At 70.8% G+C, this 17,351-nt stretch carries 13 protein-coding genes and 5 tRNA genes; 11 read left to right on the top strand and 7 right to left on the bottom strand.

The window, feature by feature from the left end:
• Positions 1–4: 4 nt before the first annotated feature.
• From OG422_RS22635 to OG422_RS22655, 5 genes are all read right to left on the bottom strand, one after another.
• Positions 5–3,112, bottom strand: a complete 3,108-nt coding sequence (locus OG422_RS22635; protein ID WP_405744897.1) for a nitrate- and nitrite sensing domain-containing protein — start codon at positions 3,110–3,112, stop codon at positions 5–7.
• A gap of 370 nt (positions 3,113–3,482) precedes the next feature.
• Entirely contained in the window at positions 3,483–4,079 is a 597-nt protein-coding gene (locus OG422_RS22640; RefSeq protein WP_143940485.1) for an ATP/GTP-binding protein, read from the bottom strand.
• The gene (locus tag OG422_RS22645; RefSeq protein ID WP_143940484.1) at positions 4,060–4,467 is read right to left on the bottom strand and encodes a DUF742 domain-containing protein; all 408 of its coding nucleotides are present in this window, start codon (positions 4,465–4,467) and stop codon (positions 4,060–4,062) included. The genes OG422_RS22640 and OG422_RS22645 overlap by 20 nt, the downstream gene beginning before the upstream one ends.
• 94 nt (positions 4,468–4,561) lie before the next feature.
• A complete protein-coding gene (locus OG422_RS22650) occupies positions 4,562–4,975 on the bottom strand; it encodes a roadblock/LC7 domain-containing protein (RefSeq protein WP_185993829.1) in 414 nt (137 codons plus the stop codon).
• A gap of 9 nt (positions 4,976–4,984) precedes the next feature.
• A complete protein-coding gene (locus tag OG422_RS22655; protein ID WP_405744901.1) occupies positions 4,985–8,791 on the bottom strand; it encodes a nitrate- and nitrite sensing domain-containing protein in 3,807 nt (1,268 codons plus the stop codon).
• 676 nt (positions 8,792–9,467) lie between these two features.
• Here OG422_RS22655 and OG422_RS22660 point away from each other — a divergent pair.
• The 8 genes from OG422_RS22660 to OG422_RS22695 all read left to right on the top strand — a co-directional run bounded on the left by OG422_RS22660 (position 9,468) and on the right by OG422_RS22695 (position 12,957).
• The gene (locus tag OG422_RS22660) at positions 9,468–9,656 is read left to right on the top strand and encodes a hypothetical protein (RefSeq protein ID WP_405744904.1); all 189 of its coding nucleotides are present in this window, start codon (positions 9,468–9,470) and stop codon (positions 9,654–9,656) included.
• An 81-nt stretch (positions 9,657–9,737) separates the two neighbouring features.
• Positions 9,738–10,499 (top strand): fumarylacetoacetate hydrolase family protein, encoded by a 762-nt coding sequence (locus OG422_RS22665; RefSeq protein ID WP_405744907.1) that lies wholly within the window; start codon positions 9,738–9,740, stop codon positions 10,497–10,499.
• Positions 10,492–11,970 (top strand): glutamate--tRNA ligase, encoded by a 1,479-nt coding sequence (gene gltX / locus OG422_RS22670; protein ID WP_405744910.1) that lies wholly within the window; start codon positions 10,492–10,494, stop codon positions 11,968–11,970. The genes OG422_RS22665 and gltX overlap by 8 nt, the downstream gene beginning before the upstream one ends.
• 451 nt (positions 11,971–12,421) lie before the next feature.
• Positions 12,422–12,493 (top strand) — tRNA-Gln (locus OG422_RS22675).
• 51 nt (positions 12,494–12,544) lie between these two features.
• Positions 12,545–12,617 (top strand) — tRNA-Glu (locus tag OG422_RS22680).
• Positions 12,618–12,680: 63 nt separating this feature from the next.
• Positions 12,681–12,753: transfer RNA gene (locus tag OG422_RS22685), tRNA-Glu, on the top strand.
• Between the two features lie 16 nt (positions 12,754–12,769).
• Positions 12,770–12,841 (top strand) — tRNA-Gln (locus tag OG422_RS22690).
• 43 nt (positions 12,842–12,884) lie between these two features.
• Positions 12,885–12,957 (top strand) — tRNA-Glu (locus OG422_RS22695).
• Between the two features lie 95 nt (positions 12,958–13,052).
• On the opposite strand, the gene OG422_RS22700 is transcribed toward OG422_RS22695, so the two are convergent.
• Entirely contained in the window at positions 13,053–13,694 is a 642-nt protein-coding gene (locus OG422_RS22700; RefSeq protein WP_405744913.1) for a MerR family transcriptional regulator, read from the bottom strand.
• Positions 13,695–13,778: 84 nt separating this feature from the next.
• On the opposite strand from OG422_RS22700, the gene OG422_RS22705 reads away from it, so the two are divergent.
• Entirely contained in the window at positions 13,779–14,246 is a 468-nt protein-coding gene (locus tag OG422_RS22705; RefSeq protein WP_143940494.1) for a DUF4188 domain-containing protein, read from the top strand.
• Between the two features lie 95 nt (positions 14,247–14,341).
• On the opposite strand, the gene ndgR is transcribed toward OG422_RS22705, so the two are convergent.
• Entirely contained in the window at positions 14,342–15,058 is a 717-nt protein-coding gene (gene ndgR, locus OG422_RS22710; RefSeq protein ID WP_143940476.1) for an IclR family transcriptional regulator NdgR, read from the bottom strand.
• A 173-nt stretch (positions 15,059–15,231) separates the two neighbouring features.
• Between ndgR and leuC the strand changes: the two genes are divergently transcribed.
• Positions 15,232–16,662, top strand: a complete 1,431-nt coding sequence (gene leuC / locus OG422_RS22715) for a 3-isopropylmalate dehydratase large subunit (protein ID WP_405744917.1) — start codon at positions 15,232–15,234, stop codon at positions 16,660–16,662.
• 6 nt (positions 16,663–16,668) lie between these two features.
• The gene (gene leuD / locus OG422_RS22720; protein ID WP_143940474.1) at positions 16,669–17,262 is read left to right on the top strand and encodes a 3-isopropylmalate dehydratase small subunit; all 594 of its coding nucleotides are present in this window, start codon (positions 16,669–16,671) and stop codon (positions 17,260–17,262) included.
• The last annotated feature ends 89 nt before the right edge of the window (positions 17,263–17,351 follow it).

Genomic DNA, 17,351 nt, shown 5'->3' on the forward strand with positions numbered 1-17,351 from the left:
CACACTAACGCTCCTGATCGTAGGTGCTGCCGGGGCCGAAGCCCTGTTGGTCATTGTGGGGGAACTCCGAGCGGTCCACCCCCGCGCTGCGGCCCTGCTGGACGCCGCGACGCAAATTGCTCAGCCTGCCGCGGATGTCCTCCGGGGCACGGGAGACCTGGGGGCCACCCTGCGGGCTCTGCTCCGCCGAACCCTCGACCAAATTGGCCTTGGGCACCCGTCGCGGCAGACCGGACGGGGTGACCCCGCCAGCCTTCGGCTCACGCAGCCGCTCCGCCCGCTCCCACCGTTCGTCGTTGGAGCTGCGCCATTCGGAGCCGTCCAGGACCTGATCCGACGCCTCCCACCGCTGTGGGGGCACCGCCGCTTCCCCGGGCTGCGCCCACTCCTGCGCAGCAGGCTGCGCCTGCTCCGTGTGGCCTCCGCGGCGCGGAAGACCGGCATCGGTCAGCGAGTGGGAGTCGCTCGGGGACGAGCCCGGACGGTCGAATGGTACGCGCTCGGACGCGTCAACGTGAGCGGCGGGTGTATTCCGGTCAGATTCCGCTTCGGCTCCGAAGTGCCCATCGTACGCGGCGGGTTCGAAGCCGCCGCCGGTGGCGGGTGCTTCGGGCGCGGCGTACGGATGCTGGTCCGTGGCGTGCGGATCGGCCGCAGGCCGGAAACCTTCGGTGCCGAACGTGCCGTCGCCATACCGCGGTTGATCGGCTTCCGCATATGCCTGCGGCCCGGACTGCGCACCGTACCCGGCAAGGTCCGGCGCCACACCGCCCAACAGCGGTCCCCCGTCGGCCTGTTGGGCGCCCTGCGTCTCCTCCAGGGCCGCGCGGCGCTCCTCGCGCAGCAGTGACCGGCTCATGCCGTCGTGACCGGCCCCGGCCGCGTCGGCGGCGAACCCGGGGTGGCCGGGGGCCGCTCCGGGCGCGGTGGCCGGTGCGTCCGGACGCGGTGGGCGGGGCTGGTCGGGCGCGGTCCGGGGGACGGTGAAGTCCTCCTCGAACCGGACGTTGCCGCCACCGCCGTGGGTGATCGCGTCGGGCAGCATCACCAGCGAGGTGGTGCCCGCCTGCTCGCCCGAGGGGCGCAGCTGGACGCGGATGCCGTGCCGGTCGGCGAGGCGGCCGACCACGAACAGGCCCATGCGCTGGGAGACCGCGACGTCCACGCTCGGCGGGTTCGCCAGCTTGTGGTTGATGTCCGCGAAGTCCTCGGCGGCCAGCCCGATGCCCTTGTCGTGGATCTCGACCATGATGCGGCCGTCGGACATCCGGGTCGCGGCGACCCGCACCTTGGTCTGCGGAGAGGAGAACGTCGTCGCGTTCTCCAGCAGCTCCGACAGCAGATGCACCAGGTCGGTGACGGCCTGACCGTGGATCTCGCTCTCCGTGACCCCGGCCAGCTCGATGCGCTCGTACGACTCGACCTCGGAGGTGGCGGCCCGCAGGACGTCGACGAGGGGGACCGGCTGGTCCCAGCGGCGGCCCGGCTCCTCGCCCGCGAGGATGAGGAGGTTCTCGCCGTTGCGCCGCATGCGCGTGGCGAGGTGGTCCATCCGGAAGAGGTTCTCCAGCTGGTCCGGGTCCGCCTCGTTGTTCTCCAGGTCGGTGATGAGCGTCAACTGCCGCTCGATGAGGCCCTGGTTGCGGCGCGAGAGGTTGGTGAAGATCGCGTTGACGTTGCCGCGCAGCATCGCCTGCTCGGACGCCAGCCGCACCGCCTCGCGGTGCACCTGGTCGAAGGCGCGGGCGACCTCACCGATCTCGTCCGTCGTCCCGATCGGGATCGGCCGCACCCGGGTGTCGACCCGGCCCGGCTCGGCCCGCGAGAGCTGGTCGACGAGCATCGGCAGCTTCTGCTCGGCGATGCCGAACGCCGCGGTCCGCAGCGTCCGCATGTTGCGGCTCATCCGCCGCGCCATCAGACCGGCCACCAGGAAGGCGGCGATCAGGGCGGCGAGCACGATGGCCGTGTCCGTGAAGGTGGTCCGCTCGGCGTCCGCCGAGATCTGCGCGGCCTCGGCGACGGCCTTGTCCGCGAGGTCCTTCTCGATGGACCGGTACATGTCGAAGCTGCCGGTCGCCGCCGTGAACCAGACCTCGGGCGTGATGCCCCGGTCCGCCAGATCCTGCGGCGATGCGCCGGAACCGATCGCGGTGGCCATGGCGTCGATGGAGGGGGGAGCACGGAACGGCCGCCCGGCCGTCTCGGCCTGCCGCCGGGCCTGCGCGTTCTTCGCCTTTGCGGTCGCCTTGAGCGCGGCGGTGTCCTTCTTCAGCCGCTCGACGTCCTCGGGGGTGCCGCCGGAGGTGTACTCGCCGATGGCGATGTTCTCCAGGTAGCGGTACGACGCGAAGGCGGTCAACTGGCGTGTGTACGTGATGCCGGTGGCCGGGTCGACGAGGAGGTGGACGCCGATCGAGCGCTCCAGCGAGGCGGCGGCCTTGGCGAGCGAAAGGGCGTAGACGGTGCGGCCGTAGGAGGTGATGTTGCCGGTCCCCAGGCCGAGTTCGTTGGCGAACTCCATCAGCGGGTGCTGGATGGCGACGTAACCCTCTTCGGTGCGCACGCCGGGCAGCGCCGAGGTGTACGCGGAGTCGCGCAGCGCGCCGAGGCCGTTCTCGGCGGTGGTGAACGAGGCGAGGCGGCGCTTGAGGCCCGGCTTGTCCGGCATCGACTCCGCGGCCGTGCGGAAGTCGGCGGCGGCCCGGTCGGTGGCGGCGCGCGCGTCCCCGACGGCCGGGTCGTTCTTCTTGCCGTTCAGCAGGGGGTCGGCGGTGCGGTCCCGCTCGTCGATGAGCGTGTTGCCGTAGGTGAGGGCGGCGCGGACGAGCTTCGCGGTGCTCTCCGCGTCCTGCGCGTCCTGCCAGGTGTCGAGGGAGGAGTTGACCCGCAGCCCGCCGAAGACCAGCGCGAGCAGGACCGGGATCAGCAGGATGGCGTTGAGACGGGTCGCCACCCGCCAGTTGCGGGGGGAGTACGGCTTCCCACCGGAAAAGGGCGGGGCGGGCGTGGGCTCGGGCGTCCCGGGAGCCGGGCCGGTACTGCGCGACGGCGGGGTGAAGTTGCCCCGCCGGGCCTCCCGCGGCTCGGGGCTCGCCTTACTTCGCCTCACTCGACCAACAACCTCTCGGCGCGACACGTCGTGCTGTGCCGTTTCTTCTGGGCGTCTCCTTCGGAGTTCAGCGAATTTCAGCACGTCGGACGCGCGCGTTCCAAACACTGAGCAAAGCCTGGAGAAGGCAGGAGAGACCTCATATAAAAGGGGCGTTAAGGGCGAGCCGCGGCAAAATACGAGGGAAGCGTGTGCACAGTGGAGCCAAGTGTGCGCAAGGTGTGTCTGTGGCGGGGCAATTGCCTGCCGAAACGTTATGAACACAATCGACGGCGTGTCCAACGACACAGCGTGTGACACAGCCGGTGACACACCTGGGGACGGCGCCGTACGGCGGGTCCGCCCGGAACAGCTCCGGACGGACCCGCCATCAGCGCAGGCGGGCCATGAGCGCGTGCTCGACCAGCGTGATCAGCGCGCTCTTCGCCTCACCGCGCTGACGGGCATCGGTCGTGATGATCGGCGTACCGGGCCCGATCTGCAGGGCCTCGCGCACCTCTTCGGGCGTGTGCGGCTGATGCCCCTCGAAGCCGTTGAGGGCGATGACGAAGGGGAGGCCGCTGTTCTCGAAGTAGTCGACGGCGGGGAAGCAGTCGGCGAGGCGGCGGGTGTCGACGAGGACGACGGCCCCGATCGCACCGCGCACCAGGTCGTCCCACATGAACCAGAAGCGGTCCTGTCCGGGTGTACCGAAGAGGTACAGGATCAGGTCCTGGTCCAGGGTGATGCGGCCGAAGTCCATCGCCACGGTCGTCGTCGTCTTGTCCCGGACGTGGCTGAGATCGTCGATGCCCGCCGACGCGGAGGTCATCACGGCCTCCGTACGCAGCGGGTTGATCTCCGAGACGGCGCCGACGAAGGTCGTCTTGCCCACACCGAAACCGCCGGCCACCACGATCTTCGCCGAGGTGGTCGAACGGGCGGGGGCGCCGTCCCCGAACGCGGCGTCAGAGCTTGCGAAGTCCACTGAGCACCCTCTCCAGCAGCGTCACGTCCGGCGTACCGCCGGCCTCACCGCTGCCACCCGGCTGATGGATCGCCACCATCCCGGCCTCCGCCAGGTCGGCGACGAGAATGCGCGCCACCCCCAGCGGTATGTGCAGCAGCGCGGAGACCTCGGCGACCGACTTGACCTCACGGCACAGGTGGCAGATCCGCTGGTGCTCCGGCAGCAGACCGGGCACCTGGGACGGGTCTGCCGTGGTGCTGACCAGCGCCTCGATGGCGAGCTGGTAGCGCGGCCGGGTGCGGCCGCCCGTCATGGCGTAGGGACGCACCAGGGGCTGGTCGCCTTCGCCGCCGTACGACGCCTGACTGTAGGCATCGTAGGGGTCCGACGTGGGTGGCGGGGTCATGGATCCTCCGGGCGTGACAACTGTCTTGTGCGGGACTGCCGTCGGGTTGGGCCGGTGGCTGTTCGGCGGTGTACGGGACATGTGCTGCGGCGCTTCAGTGCAACAGGCTGCCCTGGAGTTCGGCGCGTAGGTCGGGGGTGAGGACGTTGCCTGCGCGGTCGACCAGGAGGGCCATTTCGTAGCCGACGAGGCCGATGTCGCACTCGGGGTGTGCGAGGACGGCCAGGGAGGATCCGTCGGAGACGGACATGATGAAGAGGAAGCCGCGTTCCATTTCCACCACGGTTTGGTTGACGCTTCCGCCTTCGAAGATGCGGGAGGCGCCGGAGGTCAGCGAGGTGAGGCCGGAGGCCACTGCTGCCAGTTGGTCGGCTCGGTCCCGTGGGAAGCCTTCGGACATGGCGAGGAGGAGACCGTCCGCGGAGACCACGACCGTGTGGGAGACACCGGGGGTGTTGTCCACGAAGTTGGTGATCAACCAGTTCAGGTTCTGCGCCGCCTGGCTCATCGGACTCAACTAACGCTCCTGCTGGTGAGTGGGGTCCACCACGCCGTGCTGCCCGGTGTCGCCACCGGCCTGCCGGCCCTGCTGGATACCCCGGCGAAGACTGGTCAGCCGGCCGCGTACGTCGCTGGGCGCGCGCGAGACCTGCGGACCGCTCTGGGTGGGCTGCTGCTGTGCCGTACCGGCGACGAGATTGGCGCGCGGCACCCGGCGGGGCAGTCCCGACGTGGTCACCCCGCCCGCGGCCGGCTGACGGATCTGTTCCGCCTGCCGCCAGGTCTCGTCGTTCGGTGAACTGCGCCAGCCGGTGGTGTCGAAGCCCCCGGCGGGCGTGTCGTCCGGACCGTCCGCGGGCCGCGGAGCCTGCTGCGGCTGCGGCTGCGGCGCCTCGGCGTGGGTGGAGGGCGGCGGCTCCACACCGGCGGCGGCCGCCTCCGGCGTGTGGAACCAGTTCGACTCGATGGTGTCGAAGATCGGCGTCCGCCCGTCACCGGCACCGGCCGACGTGTCGCCGAGCCAGTCCGCCGACGGGGCGGGCTCCGGCGCGACGTCCGGCGACGGCTGCGCCGGGACCTGGCCGGTGGAGTGCGGCGCCTCGGGGGCGACGCCGAAGAGGCTGGCCGCCTCCGACGGGGCGTCGCCGCTCTCCTGAGCCGCCCGGCGCGACGCGTCGGGCCGCCCGGCGTCCCGCAGCGGGAGACCGGACGCGGTCTGCCCGAAGTGCTCCGGAGCCGCGGGGGCGGGGCCGCCGGGCAGCGGGAACCGGCCGGTGTCATCGGGCGCCTGCGCGTCGCCCCGGGGAGCGCCGGGCGGCGGCCCGTTGAAGTCGGGCCGGGCGAAGGCCGTGGTGTCACCGGGGCCACCGGTCGCCTCGGGCGGCGCCGGGAGCGCGAAGGTGCCCGTGGTCTCCGGCGGCGCCGGACGTTCGAAGGTGCCGGTCGTCTCGGGCGGCGTGGGGCGCGCGAAGGTGCCGGTCGTCTCGGGCGGGGTCGGGAGCGCGAAGGCGCCCGTGGTCTCCGGCGCCGTCGGACGCGCGAAGGTGCCGGTGGTCTCCGGCTCCTCGTGGCCGCGCGGTGTGTCCTGGGGCTCGCGGGGTGCCAGCGGCCAGTCGTCGGTCGCGCCGCGGTCGCGGCGTACGCCCCAACTGGTGCCCGGCTGCGGGGAGTCGACGGCCGGAGCGGCCTCCGCGGCGGGGGAGCCGGTCAGCTCCGCGGCCGGGCCGCGGGGCGGCAGTTGCGGCCGCTCGTCACGGCCCGGCGCACCGGTGGGCGGCGCCACCATCGGCGTCGCGCCGGAGGTTTCGGCGGGCGCCTCGCCGCGCTGCACGTGACGGGTGGGGAGCGCGGGACGGCCGCCGTCGGCCGGGGCGTTCGCCGGGCGCGCGGACGCGTCCGGTGCCGCGGGCGCCTGCGGCACGGGGCCGCCGGAGGGCACCGGACCGCCGAAGCCGCCCGGACCGCCGAGACCACCGGGGGCCGTACGCCCGGGACCACCCGGACCGCCACGGCCCGGCAGCGCGGGCCGCCCGGTGCCGCCGGGGCCCGAACCGACCTGGCCGCGCGGCTGCAGCCCCGCGAGACGGCTCGTCCCGCCGGAGCCGGAACCCGTACCGGAGCCGGAGCCGGAACCCGTACCGCCCTCGGGCGACTGGCCCTTCGCGGTGGACGGCGCCGGCTTCTTGCCGCCCTGCGCCACATCGACGGGCAGCATGACCAGCGCGGTCGTGCCACCGGAGTCGGACGGCCGCAGCTGGATGCGGATGCCGTGACGCAGCGACAGGCGGCCGACCACGAACAGACCCATCCGGCGGGAGACCGAGACGTCCACGGTCGGCGGGCTGGCCAGCCGCTCGTTGATGGACGACAGGTCCTCGGGGGAGAGGCCGATACCGGTGTCGTGGATCTCGACCAGCACCCGCCCGTCGGGCAGCGCGTGACCGGTCACCTTCACCTTGGTCTGCGGCGAGGAGAACGACGTGGCGTTCTCCAGCAGCTCCGCGAGCAGGTGCACGAGGTCGTTGACGACGCGCCCGGCGACCTCGGTCTGCGGTACGGCGGTCAGCTCGATGCGCTCGTACTGCTCCACCTCGGAGGCGGCGGCGCGGAGCACGTCGACCAGCGGCACCGGACGCGTCCAGCGACGGCCGGGCTCCTCACCCGCGAGAACGAGGAGGTTCTCACCGTTACGGCGCATACGCGTCGCGAGGTGGTCGAGCTTGAAGAGGGAGGACAGCTGGTCCGGGTCGGCCTCGCGGGACTCCAGCTCGGAGATGAGCGAGAGCTGGCGCTGAATCAGGCCCTGGGAGCGGCGCGAGAGGTTGGTGAACATCGCGTTGACGTTGCCCCGCAGCAGCGCCTGCTCGGACGCCAGCCGGACCGCCTCGCGGTGCACGTCGTCGAAGGCCGCGGCCACCCGGCCGATCTCGTCCCGGCTGTGCACACCGACCGACTCGACGGAGGTGTCGATGTCCTGCGGGTCGGTGTCGGACAGGTGCTTGACCAGCTCCGGCAGCCGCTCCTGGGCCACCTTCTGGGCGGTGTCCTGGAGACGGCGCAGCGAGCGGACCATGGACCGCGCCACGACGAACGCGCCGACCAGCGAGACACCGAGGACGAGGAAGATCAGCGCACCGTTGATGATCGCTTCCTGCGTCGCCGCGTTGCGCAGCTCGCGGGACTTCTGCTCCATCTCGGTCAGCAGCGAGGTCTCGATCCGAGACATCTCTTCGACCTTGACGGTGTCGGAGTCGTACCAGTCCAGGTACTTGTACTCCTGGCTGCGGATGCCGCTGTTGCTGGCGAAGGCGCGGTGCGCGAAGGCGACCGCCGCCTTGATCTCGTCGTTGTTGCCGTCCAGACCGCGGGTGAGGGAGCCGGCATTGCCCGCGTAGATCTGCGAGAAGCGGTCGCGGGCCGCCTTCTCGTCGTCCTCGGCGGTACGTCCGGCCAACCGGTCGTTGGCGGAGAGCTGGGGGCCGCCCTTGTGGGCGAGACCGGCGCTGACCAGGGCGCGCTGCATCGACGCGTACTCCTTGGCCGAGGAGAACGCCGCCAGTGCACGGGTGGACCGGATCATCTCCGGATTGCTGGTGGCCTGCGCCATGTCCTGGGAGAGGGAGAGCAGCGAGTCGATCAGCTGGTTGTAGTTGCTGATGGTGCGCGCGGCGTTGCCGTCGTCCTTGTACGCGCTGCCGCGGATCTCGTTGAGGGTGTTGAGCTGGCGGCCGATCTCCAGGACGGTCGCCCGCACACCGGTCATCGTGGCGTCGACGCCCTGGATGTCGCCGGTGCCCTGGTTGAACGCGATGCGGGCGCGGTCGGTGGCCTCCCGCGGTGCGACGACGTTGGCGTCGTCCTTGGCGTTGCCCGAACCCGCCAGCGGGCCCGCCGACTTGTCCCGCTCGACCTGGAGCGCGTCGGCCAGCTCGGTGGCCTGCCGCGTCATGTCGGTGAGCATCTTCATCTTGTCCAGCTGCTCGATGTTCTCCATCGAGTCCTGGATACGGATGGCGCCCAGCGAGGTCGCGGCGACCACGGGCAGCGCGAGCAGGGAGATCAGACGGGTGCTGATGCGCCAGTTGCGCAACGCGACCCGGGAGCCGGGACCGCCCGGGCCCGACTGCTCCTTGGCCGTTCCCCGGTCGGCGTCGCCGCCGCTCCGGTCGGACGGCGCCGGGGCGTTCGCCGGACCGCCCCCCTGGGCACGCTGGGGAGAGGAGGCGCGGTCGGTCCCGCCGCGCGGCTCCGGCTCCGCCGCAGCTTCCCGGCCCTTACGGGCCTGGGAAGGCTCCGTGCCATCCCTCTTGAAACGTCCCTGCACTAGCGTCGCAACCTCTGGACCAGGCGTCCCCCCGCGTGAGCGGCGGGACGGTGTCGAGTCGTGGGGGACCGCAAGCCCCCGTGCGGCCGTGAATGACCGGTGGGCTTCCCCCTCTGGCCGAGAGAGCAACTCCACCGCGCTGCGCCACATCGCGCCCTGCGCGCCGGTTGATACATGCGGCGGTCCGTGGAATTCCAGCACAGTGCCGGATCTCCAACAAGAGCGGAACCGTGCGGTGCGACATGGGTGACACACGGTGCGGATCGTGTCACGACACGTAGAGGGATCCATGGTCGATAACGGACTTTTGACCTCTAACCGCTTCGGTCGCTCCGTTGTCCCAGGTGCGGTGATCGGAGGCGAAATGGAGCCTTCTGGTGATCGATGTCCTGTTCATCCCTTGATGCTGATCGTGGGAATTGCGGCATTTGTCACGTACTCAGTGAGGAAACTCACAGGGGGGTCGGTGACTTTCCCCCCGCATCGCAGGGAATGGCCCGCTTAGTCTGATGCTTTACAAAGGCAGCCGGCGCGACAAGGACACCCCGCGCGACCTCGCCCGTTGTCGTGATTCCGCGCTCCCGCGGCGCCACGGATGCGGCGGGCCCGGTCCGCACCGCCCCACCGGGCCGGCCGTCCCTTCCGATGCATCCCGATCTACGCGAGGCGTGAAGCAGTGAAGACCACGATGATGTTCCGCAACATAGCCAACCCGCGGCGCACCACGCTGGCGCACCTCAAGGACGCCGACGAGCTGACCGCCGCCACCCCGGCCCCGGAGCACGTCGCCGAGCTGCCCACGCAGACCGCCAACCCGCGCCGTACCGTCCTGATGGACGCCCCCGGCCAGGACACCGCGGCGTAATTCCGCAGCGGGCGAGCCGCGCCCCCGCGTTAGCCTGGAGTGTCCACTCCGGCCAGTGATCAATGAGGGGCAGCGGCACCCGTGCGCATCGCCAGATTCTCCATCGACGGCAACGTCGGCTTCGGCGTCCTAGAGGGCGACGAGATCGACGTCATCAAGGGACACCCCTTCGCGGAGTTCGAGCGCTCCGGCCAGAAGGTCCCCCTCGACAAGGTCCGCCTGCTGCCGCCGGTGCTGCCCAACAAGGTGGTCGCAATCGGCCGCAACTACGCCGCCCACGCCGCCGAGCTGGGCCACGACGTCTCCGACGCCCCGTTCACCTTCTTCAAGCCCTCCACCTCCGTGGTCGGCCCCGGTGACCCCATCGCGTACCCCTCCTTCTCCGAGGAGGTGCACCACGAAGCGGAGCTGGCCGTCGTCATCGGCCGGATGTGCCGCGAGGTGCCCCGCGAGCGCGTCAAGGACGTCATCCTCGGCTACACCTGCGCCAACGACGTCACCGCGCGTGACGTCCAGCGCCGTGAGAAGCAGTGGGCGCGCGCCAAGGGCTTCGACACCTCCTGCCCGCTCGGCCCCTGGGTCGAGACCGAGCTGGACCCCTCCGATCTGACCATCCAGTGCACCGTCAACGGCGAACAGCGTCAGCTGGGCCGGACGAGCGAGATGGTCCGCTCCGTCGAGGACCTGATCGTCCACATCACCGAGGCGATGACGTTGCTCCCCGGCGACGTCGTCCTCACGGGCACCCCGGCCGGGGTCGGCCCGCTCACCGTCGGCGACGAGGTCGCCGTCACCATCGAAGGCATCGGCACTCTCACCAACAAGGTGATCAAGCGTGGCTAACGCGACCCCCGTCCGCGTCCGTTTCTGTCCCTCACCGACCGGCAACCCCCATGTGGGACTGGTCCGCACCGCCCTGTTCAACTGGGCGTTCGCGCGCCACCACCAGGGCACCCTGGTCTTCCGCATCGAGGACACCGACGCGGCCCGCGACTCCGAGGAGTCCTACAACCAGCTGCTGGACTCCATGCGGTGGCTGGGCTTCGACTGGGACGAAGGCCCCGAGGTCGGCGGCCCGCACGCGCCCTACCGCCAGTCGCAGCGCATGGACCTCTACAAGGAGGTCGCCGACAAGCTGCTCGCCGGCGGCTACGCCTACCCCTGCTACTGCACCACCGAGGAGCTGGACGCCCGCCGTGAGGCCGCCCGCAAGGCCGGCAAGCCCTCCGGCTACGACGGCACCTGCCGCTCCCTGAGCGACGAGCAGAAGGCCGCCTACGAGGCCGAGGGCCGCTCCTCGATCATCCGCTTCCGGATGCCCGACGAGCCGATCACCTTCACCGACCTGGTCCGCGGCGAGCTGACCTTCACTCCGGACAACGTTCCGGACTACGGCATCGTCCGGGCCAACGGCGCGCCCCTCTACACGCTCGTCAACCCCGTCGACGACGCGCTGATGGACATCACCCACGTCCTGCGCGGCGAGGACCTGCTCTCCTCCACCCCCCGCCAGGTCGCCCTCTACAAGGCGCTCATCGAGCTGGGCTACGCCAAGGGGATCCCGGCCTTCGGTCACCTGCCGTACGTCATGGGCGAGGGCAACAAGAAGCTCTCCAAGCGCGACCCGCAGGCGTCCCTCAACCTCTACCGCGAGCGCGGCTTCCTCCCCGAGGGCCTGCTCAACTACCTCGCGCTGCTCGGCTGGTCGTTCTCCGCCGACCGTGACCTCTTCTCCGTCGCCGAACTGGTCGAGAAGTTCGACATCGCGGACGTCAACGCCAACCCGGCCCGCTTCGACCTCAAGAAGGCCGAGGCGATCAACGCCGACCACATCCGGCAGCTGGACCTCCCGTCCTTCATCGCCGCCTGTGAGCCCTGGCTGACGGCCCCGCACGCCAACTGGGCGCCCGAGGACTTCGACCAAGCGGCGTGGGAGGCCATCGCCCCGCACGCCCAGACCCGGCTGACGGTCCTCTCGGACATCACCGCCAACGTCGACTTCCTGTTCCGCAAGGAGCCGGTCGAGGACGAGGCGTCCTGGACGAAGGCGATGAAGGGCGAGCCGGTGGCGCTGCTCACCACCGCCCGCGCCAAGCTGCTGGACGCCGACTGGAGCAGCCCCGAGTCGCTGAAGAACGCTGTCCTCGCCGCTGGTGAGGAGCACGGCCTCAAGCTCGGCAAGGCCCAGGCCCCCGTCCGCGTCGCGGTCACCGGCCGCACCGTCGGCCTGCCCCTCTTCGAGTCCCTGGAAATCCTGGGCAAGGAGCGAACCCTGTCCCGCATCGACGCGGCCCTGGCCAAGCTCGCAGCCTGACCTCGTACGAGCCCTGGGGGCCCGGAAGTCGAGATGGCTTCCGGGTCCTTGGCGTATGCGGGGCGGGCGACGGCGTGAGGGCCCAGGAGCGCGCCCAGAGGCGCCGCGAGGGCCGCGTACGGCCGGATCCGTCGCTCGCCCCGCCGGGAACCTTGACAGGGGCAGGGAGGCGGCCCCGCCGCCGCCCTCATGGCCGCAGGGGCGCCCCCGTACGCCGGGGAGCCGACCAGCGCTGCCGGAGCGGCGCCCCGGCCCGGTGCCGCCGTTCCGGACCGTCCGTCGTCCTCCGCCTCACCGGGCCTTACGGCGTTTCCGCCCTGCTCCGCGCCCTATCGGTTTTGGAGCCCCGTGCACCTTCGGGTAATGTTCTTTCTGCGCCGCCCGGGAGGGCCGAGAGGTCCGGCCGGAAAGCGCAAGCCGAACAAAATCCCCACTGGGGGTTGCGTTTTGGTGGGCTATGGTGTAATTGGCAGCACGACGGTTTCTGGTTCCGTTAGTCTAGGTTCGAGTCCTGGTAGCCCAGCAAGAGATCTTTCTCTTCGAGAAAACCATGGTCTCTTGAGTGCAGTATCAGGCCCCCGTTGTGTAGCGGCCTAGCACGCCGCCCTCTCAAGGCGGTAGCGCCGGTTCGAATCCGGTCGGGGGTACAGATCCTTTCTTTCCGTCATCTTCGGGTCGCTCCCGGATGTGTCGATGTGAGGATCGCTAGGGCCCCCGTTGTGTAGCGGCCTAGCACGCCGCCCTCTCAAGGCGGTAGCGCCGGTTCGAATCCGGTCGGGGGTACTGGTCTAAACCACCATGGGCTATGGTGTAATTGGCAGCACGAGTGATTCTGGTTCATTTAGTCTAGGTTCGAGTCCTGGTAGCCCAGCGCAGAGAATTCGCGTCATGCGAACTCAACTGCAAAAAAGCAGGCCCCCGTTGTGTAGCGGCCTAGCACGCCGCCCTCTCAAGGCGGTAGCGCCGGTTCGAATCCGGTCGGGGGTACGCGAAGAGAAAAAGGTCCCTGCTTCGGCAGGGGCCTTTGTCGTATGCGGAATTCGGGACGGAATCCGTGCGGCCTTCGCGCACGGCCTCCCGTCTCACGGCCCGTAGCGCCGGGCCGACTCCTCCTCCTGGGCCACCCGACGCAGAGCGAGCAGCACCGGCTCCCGGAGGATCGCGGCGGCCACGGCGGTCTCCGCCCGCTCCGCGTCGTCCGGCAGTGTCTCCAGGACGTCGAAGTCATGACCGGCCACGGACGCCATCTGCCGTGCGTACGGCGTGAGTTCGGCCACGGTCACGGGGTGGCCCAGCTCCAGCAGACGGGCCAGAGGAGTCACCAGGGAGCGGTAGGCGGGGGAGAGGGCGCCGTTGGCGCGGGCGAAGTCCCAGCCCAGCTCCGTCAGCAGGTCCTCCACCAGCGCCTGGGCCTCGCGCGTCGCCGGGGCCTGCGGATCGGCCTCCTCGGCGCGGGGTAGCGCCCACAGGGCGGCGCCGAGCCGGGTGGTGCGGCCCAGGCTCTCGTCGTCGACCGCCGCCAGTACCTCGCGGACCGTTGCCACCGGCACCTTGCCCACCTGGATCAGCGCGCGGATCAGGCGCAGGCGCCGCAGATGGGACGCGTCGTACTCGGAGCGCGTCGCGGTGATCCGCCGGCCCTGCGGCAGGAGCTGTTCGCGCAGGTAGTACTTGATCGTGGCGGTGGAAACCCCGCTGTGCTCGCTCAGTTCGGAGAGACGCATCCCTTGTGCTCCTTCTTGGGTAGCGCCACTATCCAATCATTGGGCAGTGGTGCTATCCAACGAGGGGGCGACGTGAGCGGTGACATGCATCCCGGCCGGGTCACGGCGGATGCCGACGGGGATGTCGTGATCTTTCTCATCGGCATGCGGATTCACCACCTCTGGGCGGTCCACCGCTGGCTGCCGGTGTTCCTCGCGATGCCGAGGATGCTGAAGGAGCTGGGCCGCGACCGTACGGCCGGACTGCTCCACCACCGGCTGGTGGGCGGGCCGCCCCGCACGTTCGAGGTCGTGCAGTACTGGGAGTCCAAGGAGAAGCTGCTGGCGTACGCGGTGGCGCCGGACCGGGAGCACCGCCCGGCGTGGGCCACGTTCAACCGCCGTGCGCGCCAGGGTGCGGGGCATGTCGGCATCTGGCATGAGACGTATGTGGTCCCGGCGGGGAGCTACGAGACGATCTACGGGGACATGCCGGCGCGCGGCCTCGGTGCCGCGTACGGGGTGCGGTCGCTGCGCGACAGGGTGCAGGCCCCGGAGCGGCTGGGCGTCTGACCGCCCCGTCGCGTGCAGCAGGCGGGCCGTGGCCCGGGGAGCCCCCATGAAGGGCGGTACCCCGGGCCACGGCCCGTAGGGGAGTGGGGGGCCTCTCAGCCGGTGCGGCGCAGGCCCTCGGAGAGGCGGGCGGCGGCGTCGATGACGGCCTGGGCGTGCATCCGGCCCGGGTGGCGGGTCAGCCGCTCGATCGGGCCGGAGACGGAGACGGCGGCCACCACGCGGTTCGAGGGGCCGCGGACCGGCGCCGAGACGGAGGCCACGCCCGGCTCCCGCTCGCCGATCGACTGGGCCCAGCCGCGGCGGCGTACGCCGGAGAGCGCGGTGGCGGTGAAGCGGGCGCCCTGGAGTCCACGGTGGAGCCGCTCGGGCTCCTCCCAGGCCATGAGGATCTGCGCCGCGGAACCGGCCTTCATCGGGAGCGTGGAGCCGACCGGGACGGTGTCCCGCAGTCCGGACAGCCGTTCCGCCGCCGCCACACAGATCCGCATGTCGCCCTGGCGACGGTAGAGCTGGGCGCTCTCGCCCGTCACATCGCGCAGATGTGTGAGCACCGGCCCGGCCGTCGCCAGCAGGCGGTCCTCACCGGCCGCGGCGGCCAGTTCGGACAGCCGGGGGCCGAGGATGAACCGGCCCTGCATGTCCCTCGCCACCATCCGGTGGTGTTCCAGGGCCACGGCCAGCCGATGGGCCGTGGGTCGTGCGAGCCCGGTCACCGCGACCAGCCCGGCGAGGGTGGCCGGACCGGACTCCAGAGCGCTCAATACGAGAGCCGCCTTGTCGAGAACGCCGACGCCGCTAGAGTTGTCCATGCAACGATACTTGCGTCTCACAGTGTGAAACGCAAGTTCAATTTTCCGTGGAAGTCGTCACTCTGTAGCCATGGCCCTCGACCAGGGCCCGGTGCGGGGCCCGGCACGGGGGTGCGGGGACCGTGCGCACAGTACGAGTTGGGCCGGCGATGCGGCCGGCCGGAGGGAAAGCGATGGGACGGACACTCGCGGAGAAGGTCTGGGACGACCACGTCGTCCGGCGCGCGGAAGGCGAGCCCGACCTCCTCTTCATCGATCTCCACCTGCTGCACGAGGTCACCAGCCCGCAGGCGTTCGACGGCCTCCGCAAGGCCGGACGGCAGGTGCGCCGTACGGACCTGACCATCGCCACCGAGGACCACAACACCCCGACCCTCGACATCGACAAGCCGATCGCCGACCCGGTCTCGCGCACCCAGCTGGAGACGCTGCGCAAGAACTGCGCGGAGTTCGGCGTGCGGCTGCACCCGCTGGGCGATGTCGAACAGGGCGTTGTTCACGTGGTGGGACCGCAGTTGGGACTGACCCAGCCGGGCACCACCGTGGTCTGCGGTGACAGTCACACCTCCACGCACGGTGCGTTCGGCGCCCTGGCGTTCGGCATCGGCACCAGCCAGGTCGAGCACGTCCTCGCCACCCAGACGCTGCCGCTGGCCCCCTTCAAGACCATGGCGATCACCGTCGAGGGCGAGCTGCCCGACGGCGTCACCGCCAAGGACCTGATCCTGGCGATCATCGCCAAGATCGGCACCGGCGGCGGCCAGGGCTACGTCCTGGAGTACCGCGGCCCCGCCATCGAGAAGCTGTCGATGGAAGCCCGGATGACCGTCTGCAACATGTCGATCGAGGCGGGCGCCCGGGCCGGGATGATCGCCCCGGACGACACCACCTTCGCCTATCTGCGCGGGCGGGCCCACGCCCCCGAGGGCACCGACTGGGACGACGCCGTCGCCTACTGGCGCACGCTGCGCACCGACGACGACGCGGCCTTTGACGCGGAGGTCGTCATCGACGCCGCCGAGCTGGCCCCGTTCGTCACCTGGGGCACCAACCCGGGTCAGGGCGCGCCGCTCTCCACCCGCGTCCCCGACCCCGCTTCGTACGAGGACGCCTCGGAGCGGCAGGCCGCCGAAAAGGCCCTGGAATACATGGGGTTGACGGCGGGTCAGCCGCTGCGTGAGATCGGTGTGGACACCGTCTTCGTAGGTTCCTGCACCAACGGCCGCATCGAGGACCTGCGCGCTGCCGCCTCCGTTCTGGAGGGGCGTTCGGTCGCCGACGGCGTGCGGATGCTCGTCGTGCCGGGCTCGGTGCGGGTCGCCCTCCAGGCGGTCGAGGAGGGGCTGGACAAGGTCTTCACCGCGGCGGGGGCCGAATGGCGGCACGCCGGTTGCTCGATGTGCCTGGGAATGAACCCCGACCAGCTGGCGCCGGGCGAGCGCTCCGCCTCCACCTCCAACCGCAACTTCGAGGGGCGGCAGGGCAAGGGCGGCCGCACCCACCTGGTCTCGCCGCAGGTCGCCGCCGCCACCGCGGTGCTCGGGCATCTGGCCTCGCCCGCCGACCTGTCCGACGCCGACGTTCGTACGCCCGCGGGAGTCTGAGGAACCATGGAAGCTTTCACCACCCACACTGGCCGGGCCGTGCCGCTGCGCCGCAGCAACGTCGACACCGACCAGATCATCCCGGCCCACTGGCTGAAGAAGGTCACCCGCGACGGCTTCGAGGACGGGCTCTTCGAGGCGTGGCGCAAGGACCCGCAGTTCGTCCTCAACCAGGAGGCGCACCGGGGCGCCACGGTGCTCGTCGCGGGCCCCGACTTCGGCACCGGCTCCTCCCGTGAGCACGCCGTCTGGGCGCTGCAGAACTACGGCTTCAAGGCCGTGATCTCCTCGCGGTTCGCGGACATCTTCCGCGGCAACTCCCTCAAGAACGGCCTGCTGACGGTGGTCCTGCCGCAGGAGACCGTCGAGCGGCTGCAGCAGCTGGCCGAGGAGGACCCGGCAGCCGAGGTCACCGTCGACCTGGTCGCGCGCAAGGTGCTCGCCCCAGGTGTGGAGGCCGACTTCGAGCTGGACGAGAATGCGCGGTGGCGACTGCTGGAGGGGCTGGACGACATCAGCCTCACCCTCCGGGAGGAGTCGGCCATCACCGCGTACGAGGCAAAAAGGCCCGCGTTCAAGCCGCGGACCGTGGTGGCCTGACCTCGGACTTTTGGCTCAAAGACATATTGCGTACGATGCGCCCCCTGTGCAGTTGGCAGGGGGCGCATCGGCGTGTTCGGACGCCTGTT

It is taken from the genome of Streptomyces sp. NBC_01525 (assembly GCF_045040405.1).
In the GTDB taxonomy this organism is placed as follows: Bacteria; Actinomycetota; Actinomycetes; order Streptomycetales; family Streptomycetaceae; genus Streptomyces; species Streptomyces benahoarensis.